Origin of the sequence: Legionella sp. MW5194 (assembly GCF_016864235.1) — a bacterium.
Classification (GTDB): domain Bacteria; phylum Pseudomonadota; class Gammaproteobacteria; order Legionellales; family Legionellaceae; genus Legionella_C.
The window spans coordinates 429,902-447,825 of record NZ_CP045732.1 but is presented as its reverse complement, the minus strand read 5'-3'; the positions used below and the strand labels follow the sequence as shown (position 1 = coordinate 447,825).

Below are 17,924 nucleotides of genomic sequence, written 5' to 3'. Positions count from 1 at the left end.
CGCTTATTTTTTCCATTGCACCGCCATGCCGCGCGGATACCGTAAATCAACACTTGCCAACTGCTCCGGTTTATCTGCAAAAACAGCAGGATATGCTTTACAGAATCGTGTAATTCGCATTTCTAGATCTCGTTTTCCCAGGCGTAACTGTACACCATTTGCCAGAGTGAGGTCCCAAGCATGGTTGTCGCGCCATTCCAGCGAGGCGGCGTGCAAGCCATAGATTGATAATATCTTACTCATTTTTTTGTAAACTTGTAAGACTTCCTGTTGTTGATTCGCAGGACCTCGTAAATGAGGCAGTGTAGAATCATCCACCTGTCCCCCGTTAAATGTCTCGCCATCCTTGGTTAGCATGGCGTCATTCCAGGTCGCCACCGGTTCCTTTTCCACGAGCGTAATTTTTAAGGTGTCCGGCCAAATTCGCTCTATTTCCACTTGCGCTGCCCACTCCAGGGCGCTTAATTCGGCATGCAATTGATTAACGGACAGGGAAAAAAAGCTAGCGTCCAGGTATCTGGATAGTATTTCTTCCAGTTGCTGATGGGAAACATGCTGATAGGTTGCTGCAATTTTAATGGTATTGACCGGAAAACGCCCAGGGTCAGCGATGAAGACATAAACAAGCCGCGCCCCTAAAAAAAGCGCGCAGGCGACCAACAGCGTCAGTACGCCAGCATAACCTAACTGCCCCTTACCGCTTCCGTCCATCCATTGACCTCAATTATTGGTAATTGGTTACCAGTTGCTCCCTGCAACGATGATGTATCCTGGCAAGGGAAATCAATTCCTCAAGCAACTCAGGGTAACCAAGCCCACTGGCCTGCCATAATTTGGGATACATGCTGATGGGCGTAAAACCGGGCAGGGTATTGATTTCATTAAAATAAATATCACCCGTTTTGTCATTGACAAAAAAATCCACACGCGCCATACCCTTGCATTTTAAGCGGGTAAATATCTCACCGGCAATGGCTTGTAATTCGTGCAGCAGCGCTTTATCCAATTGCGCAGGAACATGAAGATCCGTGGCGGCGCTTTCGATGTATTTTGCGGCGTAGGAATAAAAACCATCCGCATGATGAACACAAATTTCACCCGCAATACTGACCCGCGGCGAAGCGGAAGGATTGGTGTTTTCAAGGACGGACAATTCAATTTCGCGCCCTTGAATAAACTCTTCGACCAAAATGGTCTCATCGTAGCGTAAAGCATCTTCGACAGCATGAGCGAGTTCAGTCATCGTCTTCGCTTTGTGAATACCCACACTGGATCCTAACGAACAGGGTTTGACAAACAACGGCCAGCCAAAATCCGACACCACATTCTGGCAGAATTGACGACGCTCGGCTGCATTGCTGTGCCAGGATAAAAGGCGGTAGCGGGCGGAACGGATACGCGTATCGCAGGCCAGGCGACGCGCCATGTCCTTGTCCATGCCGATGGCTGACGACAGAACGTCGGATCCCACATAGGCGACACCGGCCAATTCCAGCAATCCCTGTAAACAACCGTCTTCATGCAGGGGGCCGTGAACAACAGGGAATACCACGTCCGCATCCACAGCCAAACGACCATCAATCAAGAGGCTGGGTAAGGCCCTGGAGGAAGCGGTTTTTACCGGTAAGCTGTTTTTATGTGCCAGCAGTTCCTGATAATCATTGAGGTAACAGCGCCCTTCTTTATCCATACCGATAGGAATAATACGATACTTTCGAGCATCGAGTTGGGCTAAAACGGAGGCAGCGGAAACAAGGGAAACTTCATGCTCCCCCGATTTGCCTCCATAAAGTAAGGCCAGGTTGACCAGTTCAGACATGATTAGTCTCCAATAATGTGTACTTCACGAATCAGTTCAATGGCAGTCTGCTGATGAACGGTATGTTGCACCAGTTCAATCAATGATTCGATATCCTGCGCCGACGCATTGCCTTCGTGATTGATAATAAAGTTCGCGTGCTTGGTGGATACCACAGCACCCCCCAGTTGTTTTCCTTTCAACCCGCATTCTTCAATGAGCCGAGCGGCAAAATTGCCAGCAGGATTGCGGAATACGGAGCCGCAATTGTATTCATTCGTCGGCTGCGTTTCAGCACGGCGAGCCAGTAACTCTTTAATCATCTGCAGTGATTTGTCTTTTTCGCCGGGTGAAAGTCGGCAGGTGGCCGCAATAAACCATTCATCCTCAAGTCCCGCAACATGGCGATAGGCAATGGCGAACTCCGACGGTTTGCGCACCCGTCTCTCGCCATGCCGGGTCATGGTTTCGACTTCAACCACCGATTGCCAGGTTTCACCGCCGAAGCAGCCCGCATTCATACGCAAAGCGCCGCCCATAGTACCGGGAATGCCGGCCCAGAATTCGCCGCCGGCTAACTGATTCCTGGCGCAGAAACGGGCCATGGTGGCGCAGGAAACGCCAGCCTCAACACGCACGAGGCGATCGCCAACCAGACTGACTTCTTTAAGGCAGCCCTGAGTGAGGATCACTGTTCCGGCAAACCCACTGTCGCGAATGAGGGAGTTACTCCCAAGTCCCAACCACAGTAAGGGTTCATTGCTCGGCAGGTGCTTTAAAAACAGGGCCAGATCATCGATGCCGGCCGGCTTGTAGAGTTGACGGGCAAGCCCGCCCACCCGCCAGGTGGTATAGTCTGCCAATGGCTCATTGCTGAGCAATTGCCCCTGAAAAGCAACACCCTGACCCGTTAACCCGTTGATTGTTTTCACGCTGGTTCTCGCACAGTTTGCATTAAATTTTGCGCCATCTGACCGATACTGCCAGCCCCCTGCATGAGGATAACATCGCCATTGGCAATCAATTCATCCAGGGTTTTTACCAGATTCTGATCATTCACCAGTCGGGCATTGGGACGGATGGTGCGAATTTTCTTTAACAAGGCTTCGCTACTGATCCCGGGAATGGGCTCTTCGCCGGCAGAATAAATATCCAGCAGCAATAATTCTTCAGCGATACTCAATACATCCACGAACTGATCAAACAAATCTTTGGTACGGCTGTAACGGTGCGGCTGAAAAATATGAACCAGACGCTTGTCGGGCCACACGCGGCGAAAAGCATCGAGCGTTGTTCGAATCTCCTGCGGGTGATGGCCATAATCATCAACCACTGTCGCGCTGGCGTGTTCAAACTGGCGTTCGCCTAAAATCTGGAAACGTCGTCCCACGCCCTGGAATTTAGCCAGACCGCAGACAATGGCGTCATCGTTGACATTGAGCTCAGACGCAATGGCAATGGCTGCCAGGGCATTCAGCACGTTATGCCGTCCTGGCCACTGGAATTTAATGTCCAGAGGCTTTAATCCCCTCGGTCTTAACACTGTAAATTCACTGTTTAAACCCGTTTGAGTCCAATTGACGGCGCGATAATGGGCTTCCTCACGAAAACCATAGGTCATGGTCGGGCGCTGAATCAACGGCAGGATACGGCGAACCTCTTCGTCTTCCAGGCATAACACAGCAAGGCCGTAGAAAGGCAGGTGATGGAGAAATTCCACAAACGTGTTACGCAGTTTGTCAAAGTTATCTTCATACGTGCTCATGTGGTCAGCGTCAATGTTGGTAACGACCGCCATCATCGGCTTTAAGAACAGGAACGAGGCATCGCTTTCATCGGCTTCCGCCACAAAATAAGCGGAATGCCCTAATTGTGCATTGCTGCCAGAGCTGTTTAATTTTCCGCCAATAACATAACTCGGATCCAGGCCGCCTTCCGCCAGAAGACTGCTGACCAAGCTGGTGGTGGTGGTTTTGCCGTGCGTCCCCGCGATGGCAATGCCGTGTCGGAAACGCATTAATTCAGCCAACATGGCTGCGCGTGGAATAACGGGGATTAACTGTTCTTTGGCCGCAATGATTTCCGGATTATCGGAACTGACGGCAGTGGATCGAACAACGACATCGGCTCCCTGGATATTTTCCACACGATGGCCAATGGCCACCGCAATGCCCAGGGATTGCAAACGGGCAACCACTTTGTTTTCGCTGATATCCGATCCGGTAATGCGATACCCTTCATTGTGAAGCACCTCAGCAATGCCGCACATGCCAGCACCGCCAATCCCGACGAAATGAATCTGTTCTACACGCCCCATCCTTGGCGAAAGAAATTGTCCTGAGCTGTCCACCACGTTCCCCTTGTTATGAAGTCGGCTTTCTCAATCCCAAAGATTGCCAACGATTTTCATGATCAATCCGCAATAACAATGCGATAACCACACAATTAACCACCATACTCGCACCGCCATAGCTTAACAGCGGCAAGGTTAATCCCTTTGTTGGCAGCAAACCTGAATTGACCCCCATGTTAATTGTTGCCTGCAACCCCAACCAGAATGTCAGGCCGTAGGCGGTAAATGCGGCGAAGAGCCGATCCTGACAAAAGGCGGTATAGCCAATCATCAGTCCCCTAAGCACCAGTATACTATACAAAATTAATACGAACAGGACGCCCAGCAACCCTAATTCTTCAGCCAGCACAGCAAATAGAAAATCCGTGTGCGCTTCCGGCAAATAAAATAATTTTTGAACACTATCGCCAAGACCAGTCCCCAGCCAGCCGCCACGGCCAAACGCAATCAGCGATTGGGTCAACTGATAACCGCTGTTAAATTGATCCGCCCAGGGATCGAGAAACGCGGTTAATCGTGCAACCCGGTAAGGTGATGACACCGCGAGCATGGCAAGGCAGCAGCCAACCAGGATAACCAAACCAATGTAATAACGCAGCTTCACCCCGGCTAAAAAGAGCATGGCCATGATGGTACCGGCGATGACCACAGTGGCACCGAAATCAGGCTCCAGTAACAACAGAACCGAAACCATGCCCAGAATGATCATGGGCTTGATAAAACCCAAAATACTGGCGCCTATCTGTTTTTGTTGACGAACGAGATAGCCGGCCACGTAAAAAATCATGGTCATTTTCGCCAACTCAGACACCTGAATGCCAATCGGCCCTAAGGCCAGCCAGCGACGACTGCCGTTGACGGAGCGTCCAATACCGGGGATTAAAACCAGCATCAGCATCACCAGGCAGGCCAGCAGCAGTGGCATACTCAGTTTTTCCCAGATTTGACTGTCAATGCGCATCACCACCAGCGCCACCAGAAAGCCAGCCGCCAGATAGCAGCATTGACGAATGAGAAAATGAAAGGGTTGATGATAATACTTGGTTGAGATCATGACGGAACTGGAAGCCACCATCATCAGACCAATGATCAGCAGGCCCAGCACCGCCCCCATCATCCATTTGTCATAAAGGGCTAAGGGTTTGTGGGTTGGTTTTCCACGTTGCGTGTAATGACGGGGTTGCATGGCGCTCACAATTTCCCTACCAGGTTGGCAAACAGTTCGCCGCGATGATTAAAATCACGAAACATGTCCATGCTGGCACAGGCTGGCGATAACAGCACCACATCCCCCGCCTGCGCCTGATGTTTGGCCTGATTAATCGCTTCGTCCAAAGAGGCAGCCCGGGAGACAGGTAATAAATCACCCACCGCCTTCTCAATCTTGTCGGCATCGGTTCCAATCAACACCATCGAGCGTACGTAGTGGCTGACGGGCTGACGTAACTCGGTAAAGTCCGCCCCCTTACCCAAACCGCCGGCAATCAGCACGATTTTACCCTGCATGGCGCCGCCAATGCCGGTAATGGCTGATTGGGTAGCCCCAATGTTGGTTCCCTTGGAATCATTAATCCAGTCCACCCCCTGCAAGGTTCTTACCCATTGGCAACGGTGCGGTAAACCGGCAAAGGTTTTTAATACGGTGATCATGGCGTCGCGATCAATGCCTGCGGCACGGGCCAAGGCACAGGCAGCCAGGGCATTCTGCCAATTGTGGGTGCCTTTAATGCGTAACTCGTCCACGGCAAGCCATCGTTCTTCGCCATAGGCCAAAAAAGCGTCTTTACCGTCATAGACAATTCCCCAGTGCCCCGTCTCTGGCTTATCCAACCCGAAACTTATTCGTTGGGCATCGCCTGTTTCAGGCACCGTCGCCTTGTCCTCACGATTGTAAATCAGTAACTCAGCCTGCTTGTAAATACGCTGTTTGGACTCGATATAAGCCGCCATGGTGTGGTGTCTGTCGAGATGATCCGGCGTGACATTTAAAATCGTGGCCGCCCGTGCCGCCAGAGAATGGGTTAAATTCAGTTGAAAGCTCGACAATTCAAGCACCCATAGATCATAGTCCATGCCCTTGTCCAGCAGATCGAGAACAGGCGTGCCAATATTCCCGGCCACCGCCGCATGTCGGCCTGCGGCTTTAGCCATCTCGCCGACCAGCATGGTGACGGTGGATTTGCCGTTGGTTCCGGTTATGGCAATCACCGGCGCTGTGATTTCTCGCACCAAGCATTCAATGTCGCCGTACACAGGGATACCGCGTTCATAAGCCTGCGTCAGGAACGGTTCTTCAAGTGACACACCAGGACTGGTAATAACGGCTTTAAGATGAGGGTAAACGGTCGATGGCAATTGCCCTAAAAACACGTCAACGCCAGGAAACTCCGAGTGAAAATCGGCCAGGCCTTCGACTTGATTTCGCGTATCAAAGGCGATGAACGGCTCATTACGCCGCTTAAGATAGCGGGCAATGGACTGTCCAGTTTTACCGAGACCTGCAACGAGATAACATGGTTGATTCATGATTCGCCTATCGTAATTTTAAGGTTGCCAAACCACAAAGGACAAAAATAACCGTCATAATCCAGAACCGCACAATCACTTTAGGCTCAGACCAGCCTTTTAATTCAAAATGATGGTGCAAGGGTGCCATACGAAACAGGCGTTTACCGCCGGTGTACTTGAAATAGCCCACTTGCAGGATAACCGACAGGGTTTCAATCACAAAGAGGCCACCCATGATTAAAAGCACCAGTTCCTGCCTGACCACGATAGCGACAATCCCCAGGGCGGCACCTAAAGCGAGTGACCCGACATCGCCCATGAAAACCTGGGCAGGGTAAGTGTTATACCACAAAAAGCCCAATCCTGCGCCGACGATAGCCGAACAGAAAATCGTCAACTCACCGGTGTTGGGAATGTAGGGAATAGCCAGGTAATGAGCGTACAACGCATTGCTGCTGGCGTAGGCAAAAATCCCCAGCGCACCGGCAACCATAACAATCGGCATGATGGCCAGACCATCGAGGCCGTCGGTCAAATTCACCGCGTTACTGCTGCCGACGACCACGAAATACGCCAGAACCGGGAATAAAGGGCCCAAGGTAATGAGCCAGTTTTTAAAAAAAGGAATAGACAATTGTGTCTGCACTGGGATGCTGGCATTAAAATAAAGGAAAGTGACTGCGAGAATGGCGACCACGGATTGCCAGAAATACTTCCAGCGCGCGGGTAATCCGCGACTGTTTTTACGCACCACCTTGCGGTAATCATCAACCCAGCCAATGGCGCCGAATCCTAACGTGACCAAGAGCACCAGCCAAAGCGCCGGTTGCCGCAAATCGCCCCACAACAGGCAACTGGAGGTAATGGCCACTAAAATCAGCAGCCCGCCCATGGTGGGCGTCCCGGCTTTGGATAAATGCGTTTGCGGGCCATCGTTGCGGACCATTTGGCCGATCTGCAAATTTCTCAGCCATTTAATCATCATGGGACCGCAGAACAATCCCACCAGCAACGCGGTTAATGCCGCGAGAATGGAGCGAAACGTAATGTATTGAAAAACCCTGAACGCATGATATTGTCCTTGAAATAACTGCGTTAACCAGTAAAGCATGTTGTCTGTTCCTCTTTGTCAGATTGATTCGATTGCAGCCGGTATCAGGCCGTGCAAAAAGTTGCCAAGCATAGCATAACTGGATTCATCAACCCACCAGTCTATGCACAATTTTCTCCATCGCCGCCGACCGTGACCCCTTTACCAGCACCGTGGTGTCTTTATTCAGATGCGACAGCAAATCCCGGGCCAGATCGTCCTGCGTCTGATAATGGCAAGCCGGCTTCCCGAAGGCTTTACTGCTGAACTCACTGTGCTTACCGCAGGTCATAAGCAAATCAATGCCTTTGCTTTGCGCCACCCGCCCGATTTCCTCATGATGCTGCTGTGTCCATGCACCCAGCTCCCCCATGTCGCCCAACACCAGAATACGGCGGCCCTGCCGTTTGGACAGGACATCAACGGCCGTCAGAACCGAACGCAGGTTGGCATTGTAGGTGTCATCAATGACAAGGGCATCATTATGGCCGTGCAGGTAGGTCATGCGTCCCGCCACCCCTTGAAACTGGTTTAAGCCACGGGCAATGTCCGGCAATCCTATACCGGCGGCAAAGCAGCACAACGCCGCCGCCAGGGCATTGCGAATGGTGTGTTCGCCGGGAACCTGTAACTGGATTTGAGCTTCACCGCAGGGCAATACCAGCGTAAACCGGGCACAACCCCGTTCATCAAACAGGGTATCCCGGGCATAGGCATCAACCGGCTTGTTCAGAGAGAAGCGCAACACGTTTTTACCGTCTAAGAGACCATCCCAGAAATGGGCATACTCGTCATCGTCATTCACCACGGCCGTACCATCGCAAGGCAAGCCCTCATAGATCTCGCCTTTAGCCCTGGCAACGCCGTCAATGGAGCCAAACCCTTCAATATGGGCGGGAGCAATGTTATTGATAAGCGCCACCTGCGGTTGCACAATCGCCACAGTATGAGCAATTTCCATCGGGTGATTCGCGCCAAGCTCAAACACGGCATAACGGTGTTCCGGCTTAAGTTCAAGGGCCGTTAAGGGCGCACCAATGTGGTTATTGCGATTGCCGCGGGTTGCGAGCGAAGGCGGGGGGAGAATGGCTGCAATCATTTCCTTTACCGTGGTTTTGCCGTTGCTGCCGGTCAACGCAATCACCCGGCAATCCATGCGGCGGCGATGGCTGGCGGCCAGTTTAGCCAGGGCTTCAAGGCTTGAGGGAACAACCCATTGCGGCACAGCAATCCCAGGGCAGGCCTGCTCGCAAACAATCGCTGCCGCGCCCTTGGCCACCGCCTCGGCAATGAAATCATGACCGTCAAAACGGTCACCTCGCAGGGCAATAAATAATTCACCCGGTTTTACCAGGCGGCTGTCGATGGCAATGCCATGGATTTCCATGTCTGGCGCAGGAGCGCAACCTAAAAGCTCGGCAATTGTTTTTAAGTTCATAATGATTGCAAGGGGTTAAAATGCTTAGTGTAATGGTTATTGTGTCAACTCACCAGAGTAGCTCTCAACCTCTGCGCAAATTGTTCAAAATATATAAAATCAGGACATAATGAGTACTTTATCCAGACGCTGGATGACCTGGTTTTGCTGAGCCTCTTCGACCAACAGGCGAATTTTTTTATCCCGCGCATGATGGCCGCTGCTGATCACCACCTGTTTTTGGGTCAAACCCAGTAATCGGGCGAGGTACACCACCAGTGCCTTATTGGCCTTACCCTCTTCTGGACTGGCTTTGAGTTCAAGTAAAAGATGCTGGTTGTTCGTTACAAACAAGGCATTGACGCGGCTGGCCGGTTTGACCTTGAGCGTCAATTGCATGAATTGAGGACGGCAATCAAGCCAGGGCCGAGAGTTCGTGTTCACTGGGAATATTCAATACACGACGGTAACGGGCCAGGCTTTCGTCATTTAAAGGACGCCGCATATCGTCCAGCAGATGTGTATCAAGGCCGTCGCTTAATTGTTTGGCCGTTTCAAGCATGATGGCGAAGCGTTCAGCATCAATGGTCGAATTACCGGAGGTGTGCATGAACAGGCACAGGCCGCGCACACTGAATGCGCCAATATTCTGTAAATCAAACACCCCGCTCGCGGTAGCGGCGGCCAGACTGCATAACACAGGCCCCTGGCCATTGGCCTGCTGATGGCGGTGAAACAAATGCCCTTCGCCAAAACGAAGACCAGCCGCCAATACGGTTTGCAGCAGTTCATAGCCGGCCAGCTGGCGGTTTTCTTTTGCCAGCAAAAACATCATGATCGATTGACCAGGATCATTTTTAATAACAGGTCTTGCTTCCATGGAGCGTGAATCCAGCGCAGGCCGGCTCTCGCTGCGGGCCTCGATTGGCCGGATATCCACACGGGTTTCAGCCGTACCGGCGGTGTCCTGTTCATCGAGGGCAATGGATGGACCCTCCGTTGACTGGGTTTTTATAGTGAATTCAGGCAGTTCGTCTACCTCTTCCTTCGGTTGAAGGTTGACTTTACGAATGGCAATTATATCATCGTAATGCTTCGGTTCGGCCTGACCCAGTGAGGGTTGATAGGCCGTGTGGTTTAAACTCTGCCTTCTGGCTTTCATCAGGCGGCCAATAGCAACCACTACACCAATGAGTAATAGCACATTGAGTATCAGACTCCAGTTTGCCTGCATGGTTTACTCCTCGTAAGTAAAGAGCGCTTGACTTAGCTCTTGGTATTTATCAAGTCTCGCTCATTGACAAGGCTTGTTCAACATCAACTGCAACAACGCGCGACACACCGGGTTCACGCATGGTTACTCCAATTAAATGATCCGCCAGTTCCATGGTTACCTTGTTATGGGTAATAAACAGGAATTGTACGAATTGTGACATTTCTTTCACTAAAGTACAAAATCGTCCGACATTCACGTCATCCAAAGGCGCATCCACTTCGTCTAACATACAGAAAGGAGACGGATTGAGTTGAAAAATGGCAAAAACCAACGCCACAGCCGTCATCGCTTTCTCTCCACCGGACAATAAATGGATCGTACTGTTCCGTTTACCCGGCGGTTGTGCCATTACCACAATACCAGCTTCCAACAGATTATCACAAGTCAGCTCAAGCAGGGCACGTCCACCGCCAAATAGGCGAGGAAACAACACCTGGAACCGTTGATTCACTTCATCAAAAGTGCTTTGAAACCGTTGCCGGGTTTCCCTGTCCATTTTTTCAATCGCGGTTTGCAGAGTCGCCAGCGCTTCCTGCAAATCGTCGTATTGGTCGTCCAAATGTTTTTTACGCTGCGACTCGGTCTCGTATTCGTCAATAGCAGCCAGGTTAATCGCGCCCAGTCGCTGGATTTTATTAACCACCTCAACCAGGGCCTCTTCGTGCAAACTCAGCGAAGCCTGAGGCGCAAGTCCTGTCAATACATCCTGAAGCCTTACCCCAAGTTCCGTTAAAGAATCTAGCAATCCTGCCGCGCGTACTTTGAGCGTTTGCTCCTCAATTTGCGCCTGCTGGATGACGTTTTGCAGGTCGCGGCTTTGTTTGTCCAGGCCTTTTAATTGTTCGGTAAGTCCCTCAATCTGCTGGTTAAGCTGATTAAGCTGTTCACGGTGATGTGCAAGCAACGCGTCCAGTTCATGATGCTGAAGCAGTTTTTCCTCAAGCAGGGGCTTAAGGGTAGCATTCGGATCCTGCAAATTCAGTAACTGGCTTTGTACTTCTTCCAGGCGATCATGAAGAACCTGCAGGCGATCTTCGTTTCGTTTCAACGCGTCCTGCAACTGACTCACTTTCAATTTTTCACGTTCGGCATTTAATTCCGCCTGATGCAGGAGGGTACGGACTGTGTCAACAGCGGCCTTGCTTAATGGCAGTTCGGAAAGCCAGGCCGTTTTGCCATCCTGTAACTGCTGGTAGCGATGCGCCTGTTCTTCGACAATTCGCGCCTGCTCCTGCAAGCGGGCTGTCAAGTCATGATGCTCTTCAGCCAAGGTTTGCAGTTTGAGCAGCAAGTCTTCTTTTTCTTCACTAAGCTGCATCCTTTTTTGCTCAGTCTGCCGCAGCGCCTGTTCCTTGTGTTGGCTCTGTGTTTCTACCCGACGCAAGTTCTCCCTGGTTTCGAGGAGGGTTTGCTGGCGATTGGCTGTCTGTTCCTGCAGAGCCGCCAGTTGCTCCTGTTGTTCATCGCGTTGCGTCATCAGGCGGCTTAACCGCAGCCGCGACTGATCAAGCTGGTCGGTCAGTTCAGCCAATTCCTGCTGTTTCACTAAAAGACCCTGAGTGTCGCCTCGTGCAAGCGGCGCTGCTTTTAACCAACCCTGACCCAACCAGTGACCCTCCGGCGTCAGAATGGATTCTTCAGCAGTAATCGCAGGCAGCCAGGCAATGGCTTCATCCCAATTGGCCGCAGCCAGGATTTGAGTGAAGTCGAGGGTTCCGCAGGCAGTAAAACCCTGGATTTTATCCGACAAACGCGGTTGCTTGCGGGGCGATGCCGGAAGGGATTGCGGGGTCACAAACCAGCGATCACCCGGCAATGGGTCGGTTTTCAGTCGAGTATAGAGCGCTGTCAGGTCCTCCATGACTATGGCCTGGAGCCTATCCCCCAGCACCATTTCACAGGCGGCCTGCCAGTCTTTATCGACCTGCAGCACTTCGGCCAGACGCGGTTGATCTTTCCAGTCCTCATCGAGGGTGTTGTCCTCATGACGCCCCAGGGAGGCTTGAATCATGGCCGACAAGGCTGCATGCCGCGCGTGCAGGGAGTACCCCTCATCCTGTGCTTTACGGATGGCCTGCTCACTGGTTTTTAATTCCTGAGCCATGCCTTGCGCCTGTAAAGATTGTGCCTCGTAATCCCGTGCCTGCTCCTGAACTTGCAGACGAAGCGTCTCCACTTCGTCCTTTAAGCGCTCCAGCTCCTCCCTTAAACCCGTGGTGTCCTGGCTGGTATCTTCCCTCATCAGGCTGTCGAGTCGGGTTTGGGTGTCCTGACGGCGCTGCGCCAGATGTTGCAGATTAAGTGCCGTCATCTGCTGTTCATGGCGCGCGCTATTGAGGGCCTGTTGAACCGCATCGGCCTGCGCCTGCCAATCATTTTGCTGTTGCTGGCAACGCGTTAACTGCGCGTCTTTGGCGGCCAGTTCATCCTGCAGCAACAGGACATTGGTCAGGCATTGTTCGCGAATTTCCTGACTGTGCCGCAGGGCTTCTTCATCCTGCGTCTGTTGCGCGGATAAGGACTGCCAATCATCCTGCAACTGGTTACGCGTATCCATCAGGCGCTGCCTGTCGCGCTGATGCTGCTGAAGATTTTCTTCCAGCCGGGCAATGTCGGTTCCCAGTTGATAATAACGGTTCTGGACATGCTGCAATCGCTCGTCCTCCTCATGCCGTTTTTCGCGCAGGGTCACGCTTTGTTGATAAATGTCGGTCGATTGAGCCTGCTGCGCTTCGTAGGTGACACGGTGCTGCTGAATGGTGTGCTCCATGCGCTGCTGTTCTTCGCAAAGCGCCTGCCACTTCAGGACCAGAATGTCAGCTTTAAGCCGGCGCTCTTGCTGTTTAAGTTGTTGATAGCGTTCCGCCGCTTTCGCCTGGCGCTCCAGACGTTGCAGTTGCTTATCGAGCTCGTCGCGAATATCGGCGACCCGGGCAAGGTTGTCATGCGTATGCTGGATGCGGGTCAGGGTTTCGCGGCGGCGTTCTTTGTATTTGGAAACGCCGGCTGCTTCTTCAAGGTAAGCCCGTAATTCATCAGGCCGTGCCTCGACAAGGCGGGAAATCGTGCCCTGGCCGATAATCGAATAACCCCGGGCGCCAGCGCCTGTGCCTAAAAAAATGTCAGTGATGTCGCGCCGCCGGCAACGGGTGCCATTGAGGTAATAAAGGGATTCGCCATCGCGGGTAACGACCCGCTTGACGGCCAGTTCCTGATAGCTTGCGTATTGGCCGGTTAAACGGCCTAAACTGTTATCAAACAACAACTCGACGGAAGCCTGACCCAGTGCCTTGCGATTGGAAGATCCATTAAAAATGACATCCGTCATGGATTCACCGCGCAGATTTTTAGCCGAACTCTCACCCATCACCCAACGGACCGCATCAATGATATTGGATTTACCGCAGCCATTGGGACCTACGACTGCGACCAGTTGACTTGGAAAAGGAACTGTCGTGGGATCAACAAAAGACTTAAAACCCGCCAGTTTTAACTGTTTGAGGTGCATCAGGACTTAGCTTAAACGAAAGAGCGAAATTATAACGCAAAAAAAATGGATTTGAGAAGACGAGGAGGCAATGTCCCCATCCTAACGACGGGGACAGAAAGGTTAGCTTAATTTAAAATGGTCATTTTTATGCCCGACACCCACAGTTTTTGCCAGACTATCAATGAGTTTCAACGTCGTGGTATGAGAATTGGTGTTGAAGAAACCCAAAAAACGCGTGGTAAGGCCTTGCCCTTTATTCAATATCTCATAAGCAGAGTCCTTTTTGGTTTCTTTGTCGACCATTCCTTCTCCATCATAAAATTCCGTAAGAACGCCCTTAATACCCTCTATTGTTTTTTGTGATTCAAGTTGCTGAATAAGACGGTTTAATGTCTCTGCTTTTTCTACGCGACAGGCATGGGTGCGGGGGTCGTTAATCAGGAATAATTGGTAGCTCTTCAAGTCCTCCAGCTCTTTGCTCATCCCAAATTCTGCAACCTTAGGATCGACCTCTGCTTCAGCATTACTTTCAAAAAAGCCATTTACCTCTTTAGATCGTTCTTCAGAGATCCGTTCAGGATTTTGTTCCGGAGGTGCAGCCCGCTTTTCGGTTTGCTCTGAAGATTCCAGAGCGCCTTTAGTCTGACTGAGCACCACTTCCGGTTTCGTCAGATCGGCTAGTTCAGGAAAATTGTCAGCCTCCTGCAGCATCGCCTCTATAATAATATTTAAAACACCTTGACGCATACTTTGGTGTTTTTTCTTTTCAAAAACATACTGCTGCGCATTACTGATAGCAATTAGATACTCTACAAAAAGGGGTCTTAATCGCAAAGGGGGCAAGTCTTGTCGTTTTGCAGTGAGATAGTCCTTGCCTTTTTCATTCATGTCTTTTTTTTCGGCGTCCCAACTTTTGCCTTTATGAAGCTGTGGCTTTCCGCCAAGCTTCCGGATAGCCTCATTCAGGTACCCATTGACTTCATAAACATTGTAACCCATGGTGATTCAACCTATACGCTTAAAAACTCATACCAGTATAGAGGAAAATCCTTAGGGCAAGCTTAAGATTGGGATTTATTGCGAGTTATTTAACCGCAACAGCAGTTTCTCAATGAAATCAAGACTCGCCTGATAATCCTGCTGCAGGGTTTCATGCGCGGTTTTTAATTCTTCGTACTCCTTGGTCACGTCAGGGAGGATCTTTTGCATTGGCGCTGTCTCGTGAGGCGTGCCCACACGCTTTTTTTCTATGTCGTCTTCATGCCGGGGAAGCGGTTGCAGAGCGCGCTCCTCTTCGAGTTGTTCAATGCGCCGTCTGGCCTGATTTAAGGTGGCTTCATGCCAGAGCAGGGTTAAGCCAATACCCACGGCCAAAGGAAAAGCCCACAATGGCCATACGGACAGGAAGAAATGCAACCCGGTCTGGGAGCGTTGCACGAGATAGCCTTCGTGGGTGAAACCGCCGAGATAATAATTGAACAGGTAATATTCCCAAAAATAATACAGAACGGCTAAAACCACCACGGTCGTGACTAATAAGGTATACCAGCTTATTTTTCGTGTTTTAGCATTTGTTTTCACGTCTTGGCCTCTAGGTAAATTCCCTACTTGCTAATCTAGCCTAAAAAGCGTGAGAATAGAACAGCAAAAGGATAGCAGGAGTAAGGATGACTCACGACGCGGAACTTAGCCATATCATGCAGGTCGTGGCTGAAAAAAGTCTTAAGCTGATGACGGAGTTTCAGACGCAGCCCACGCAGGTACTGGATTTAATCAAGCAGTATTCCGATGTAACCAATGATTTCATTTCGCTGATGCTGACATTGCTTAAAAATCCAGAGCAGGTCTGGCAAATGCAGGTCGCCTACTGGAAAGACGCCATGAGTCTGGCGCAGGACCAGTTCAGTCACTGGCTTGAAGGCAAAGCCATGCCGATAGATGATAAACGCTTCAGCAGCGAGGAATGGGTCAATAATCCTTTTTTTAATTTGTTAAGCCAGCATTACCTTTTAGCCAGCGAACACATGAACTGCCTGCTTGAACAAATCGATTACGGCGACAAGCAGCTGGCTAAACGCATTCAGTTTTTTACCCGCCAATACCTCGATGCCCTGTCGCCTGCGAATTACCTGCATACCAACCCCCAACTGATGGCCGAAACCATTCAAAGCCATGGCAAAAATTTATTGAAAGGATTACAAAATCTGCTCACGGATATGGAATCCGGCTCCACCCGGCTCATTATCAAAATGACGGACACCGATGCGTTTAAAATTGGGGAAAATCTGGCAACCACAGCCGGCAAAGTCATTTTCCGCAATGACATGATGGAGCTCATCCAATATTCGCCGCAAACGGAAAAGGTCAATTCCATTCCACTGCTGATGATTCCGCCCTGGATCAATAAATACTACATCCTTGATCTAAGCCCGCACAATTCCTTTGTTAAATGGGTAGTGGAACAGGGGATTACCGTGTTCATGATTTCATGGGTCAATCCGGATGCCAGTTATGCCAATAAGGGTCTGTACAATTACCTTGATGAAGGCCCGATGACCGCCATTAACATCATTCGCAAGCAATTGAATGTCAAGAAAGTCAACACCCTGGGCTTTTGTATCGGCGGCACCTTATTGGCCTGCCTTCTGGCCTATTACAATGCCAGCAAAACCATGCCGGTTCATAGCGCAACCTTTCTCGCCGCGATGATTGATTTCAGCGATCCCGGCGATATTTCGGTCTTTATTGATGAGCATCAAATTGCGCGTCTTGAAGAGCAAATGCAACTGAAAGGTTATCTGGATGGGCGGTTTATGGCCAGTACGTTTAATTCCCTGCGGGCCAATGATTTGGTCTGGAGTTTTTTCATTAAAAATTACCTGCAGGGGAAAAATCCGGTTCCCTTTGACATCCTCTACTGGAATGCCGATGCCACCAACATGCCGGCGAAAATGCATTCGACTTATTTGCGCTGGATGTATTTGCATAATTACCTGGTTAAGCCCGGTAAAGTGTTGCTCAATCACGTCCCGATTGACGTCACCCAGATTACTATTCCCACATTCTTTGTTTCCACACTGAAAGATCACATTGCCCCCTGGAAAACCACTTACAAGGGCTTTGAGTTGATGAAAGGCAAAAAGCGTTTCCTTCTGGGCGGCTCAGGCCACATTGCCGGGATTGTCAATCCGCCCAATGTGGAAAAGTACGGGTATTACCGCAATTACAATACTCACCAAACAGCGGATGAATGGTTCAATGAGGCGACGCATCTTGCCGGCTCCTGGTGGCCCGAATGGATGTCCTGGCTTAAAAAAGAGTCAGGAAAAATGATCCAGGCGCCGGTGTTGGCTGAGCTGCCCTACCCTGGCATCGTCAATGCCCCGGGAACGTACGTGTTTAAAACGTATAAAAGTGAAGTAACCACCAGTCCTGCGGCATCCACCGGTTAACGGTTATTGAATCCCAAACCAACCGCCTGTATCGCCGCCGGCCCAGCAGTCGCCGGCGGCGCAGCTTTTGATTTTCTGGGCACAGAGTTGGTTAAAGGCGGCTATTTGACTGATATCCTGCCATTCATAGGCTTTAGGCTGGCAAATGCGGCCAATGTATTCCCCAGGTACACGCACCTGCCCCATGACGCTGATGTCCGGTGAGACGGCGTAAATTCCAGAACGATGCGAATAGCAGGCCACGTAGCAGCCTGACTTGCCGCTGTAACTGTTGTCGGTGGGCAACAACACTTTTTTTGCCCCAGGATAGGCATGATTGACCACGCCCTGATTTTCAATGACATAAACGGGAAAGGGCGACGGCAGCATCTGATCATTGTAAGGGGACTTGAAACTCAGCGGCTGCAATGCCTGACTTTCAGACACCAGCACCAAAGCCAACAACGGTAGTAGGTATTTATTCATAATTTTTTTCCATGGCGAGATTGCCTTTTAATTATAGCAAGTGTCAAAATTGGTTATCCTTTCTGCTTTTTAATC

At 50.7% G+C, this 17,924-nt stretch carries 15 protein-coding genes; 1 reads left to right on the top strand and 14 read right to left on the bottom strand.

All coding sequences use genetic code 11. The features are described from left to right. Positions 1–3: 3 nt before the first annotated feature. The 13 genes from GH742_RS02105 to GH742_RS02045 all read right to left on the bottom strand — a co-directional run bounded on the left by GH742_RS02105 (position 4) and on the right by GH742_RS02045 (position 15,513). The gene (locus GH742_RS02105) at positions 4–711 is read right to left on the bottom strand and encodes a cell division protein FtsQ/DivIB (protein ID WP_058531817.1); all 708 of its coding nucleotides are present in this window, start codon (positions 709–711) and stop codon (positions 4–6) included. Between the two features lie 13 nt (positions 712–724). Then, entirely contained in the window at positions 725–1,819 is a 1,095-nt protein-coding gene (locus GH742_RS02100; protein WP_203455952.1) for a D-alanine--D-alanine ligase family protein, read from the bottom strand. Positions 1,820–1,821: 2 nt separating this feature from the next. After that, positions 1,822–2,730 carry a UDP-N-acetylmuramate dehydrogenase gene (gene murB / locus GH742_RS02095; protein ID WP_203455951.1) on the bottom strand — a complete coding sequence of 303 codons (909 nt, stop codon included), beginning with the start codon at positions 2,728–2,730 and terminating at the stop codon, positions 1,822–1,824. Further along, positions 2,727–4,148 (bottom strand): UDP-N-acetylmuramate--L-alanine ligase, encoded by a 1,422-nt coding sequence (gene murC, locus GH742_RS02090; RefSeq protein WP_203455950.1) that lies wholly within the window; start codon positions 4,146–4,148, stop codon positions 2,727–2,729. Before murC ends, murB begins: the two co-directional genes overlap by 4 nt. Before the next feature lie 13 nt (positions 4,149–4,161). Further along, positions 4,162–5,337 carry a putative lipid II flippase FtsW gene (ftsW, locus tag GH742_RS02085; protein WP_165481677.1) on the bottom strand — a complete coding sequence of 392 codons (1,176 nt, stop codon included), beginning with the start codon at positions 5,335–5,337 and terminating at the stop codon, positions 4,162–4,164. A gap of 5 nt (positions 5,338–5,342) precedes the next feature. Next, positions 5,343–6,677 (bottom strand): UDP-N-acetylmuramoyl-L-alanine--D-glutamate ligase, encoded by a 1,335-nt coding sequence (gene murD, locus GH742_RS02080; RefSeq protein ID WP_203455949.1) that lies wholly within the window; start codon positions 6,675–6,677, stop codon positions 5,343–5,345. Between the two features lie 7 nt (positions 6,678–6,684). Then, on the bottom strand, positions 6,685–7,770 hold the full coding sequence (gene mraY, locus GH742_RS02075) for a phospho-N-acetylmuramoyl-pentapeptide-transferase (protein ID WP_108293200.1): 1,086 nt from the start codon (positions 7,768–7,770) through the stop codon (positions 6,685–6,687). 88 nt (positions 7,771–7,858) lie between these two features. After that, the gene (gene murF / locus GH742_RS02070; RefSeq protein WP_203455948.1) at positions 7,859–9,187 is read right to left on the bottom strand and encodes a UDP-N-acetylmuramoyl-tripeptide--D-alanyl-D-alanine ligase; all 1,329 of its coding nucleotides are present in this window, start codon (positions 9,185–9,187) and stop codon (positions 7,859–7,861) included. Between the two features lie 99 nt (positions 9,188–9,286). After that, positions 9,287–9,610 carry a DUF167 domain-containing protein gene (locus tag GH742_RS02065; RefSeq protein ID WP_203455947.1) on the bottom strand — a complete coding sequence of 108 codons (324 nt, stop codon included), beginning with the start codon at positions 9,608–9,610 and terminating at the stop codon, positions 9,287–9,289. After that, on the bottom strand, positions 9,582–10,400 hold the full coding sequence (locus tag GH742_RS02060; protein WP_203455946.1) for a cell division protein ZipA C-terminal FtsZ-binding domain-containing protein: 819 nt from the start codon (positions 10,398–10,400) through the stop codon (positions 9,582–9,584). Before GH742_RS02060 ends, GH742_RS02065 begins: the two co-directional genes overlap by 29 nt. 49 nt (positions 10,401–10,449) lie before the next feature. Beyond that, complete coding sequence (gene smc / locus GH742_RS02055; protein ID WP_203455945.1) at positions 10,450–13,950, bottom strand: chromosome segregation protein SMC; 3,501 nt, start codon at positions 13,948–13,950, stop codon at positions 10,450–10,452. Positions 13,951–14,052: 102 nt separating this feature from the next. After that, a complete protein-coding gene (locus tag GH742_RS02050; RefSeq protein WP_203455944.1) occupies positions 14,053–14,931 on the bottom strand; it encodes a hypothetical protein in 879 nt (292 codons plus the stop codon). Positions 14,932–15,006: 75 nt separating this feature from the next. Then, complete coding sequence (locus GH742_RS02045; protein WP_203455943.1) at positions 15,007–15,513, bottom strand: hypothetical protein; 507 nt, start codon at positions 15,511–15,513, stop codon at positions 15,007–15,009. Positions 15,514–15,599: 86 nt separating this feature from the next. On the opposite strand from GH742_RS02045, the gene GH742_RS02040 reads away from it, so the two are divergent. Then, positions 15,600–17,384 (top strand): alpha/beta hydrolase, encoded by a 1,785-nt coding sequence (locus GH742_RS02040; RefSeq protein WP_203455942.1) that lies wholly within the window; start codon positions 15,600–15,602, stop codon positions 17,382–17,384. 3 nt (positions 17,385–17,387) lie between these two features. On the opposite strand, the gene GH742_RS02035 is transcribed toward GH742_RS02040, so the two are convergent. Next, on the bottom strand, positions 17,388–17,849 hold the full coding sequence (locus GH742_RS02035; protein WP_203455941.1) for a hypothetical protein: 462 nt from the start codon (positions 17,847–17,849) through the stop codon (positions 17,388–17,390). Between the last annotated feature and the right edge of the window lie 75 nt (positions 17,850–17,924).

Bases quoted from the DNA above. Each gene is read 5' to 3' on its own strand.
- smc (WP_203455945.1), bottom strand. From the start codon at position 13,950: ATGCACCTCAAACAGTTAAAACTGGCGGGTTTTAAGTCTTTTGTTGAT.
- GH742_RS02100 (WP_203455952.1), bottom strand. From the start codon at position 1,819: ATGTCTGAACTGGTCAACCTGGCCTTACTTTATGGAGGCAAATCGGGG.
- GH742_RS02040 (WP_203455942.1), top strand. From the start codon at position 15,600: ATGACTCACGACGCGGAACTTAGCCATATCATGCAGGTCGTGGCTGAA.
- murD (WP_203455949.1), bottom strand. From the start codon at position 6,677: ATGAATCAACCATGTTATCTCGTTGCAGGTCTCGGTAAAACTGGACAG.
- GH742_RS02050 (WP_203455944.1), bottom strand. From the start codon at position 14,931: ATGGGTTACAATGTTTATGAAGTCAATGGGTACCTGAATGAGGCTATC.
- GH742_RS02105 (WP_058531817.1), bottom strand. From the start codon at position 711: ATGGACGGAAGCGGTAAGGGGCAGTTAGGTTATGCTGGCGTACTGACG.
- ftsW (WP_165481677.1), bottom strand. From the start codon at position 5,337: ATGCAACCCCGTCATTACACGCAACGTGGAAAACCAACCCACAAACCC.
- mraY (WP_108293200.1), bottom strand. From the start codon at position 7,770: ATGCTTTACTGGTTAACGCAGTTATTTCAAGGACAATATCATGCGTTC.
- murF (WP_203455948.1), bottom strand. From the start codon at position 9,187: ATGAACTTAAAAACAATTGCCGAGCTTTTAGGTTGCGCTCCTGCGCCA.
- GH742_RS02060 (WP_203455946.1), bottom strand. From the start codon at position 10,400: ATGCAGGCAAACTGGAGTCTGATACTCAATGTGCTATTACTCATTGGT.
- GH742_RS02035 (WP_203455941.1), bottom strand. From the start codon at position 17,849: ATGAATAAATACCTACTACCGTTGTTGGCTTTGGTGCTGGTGTCTGAA.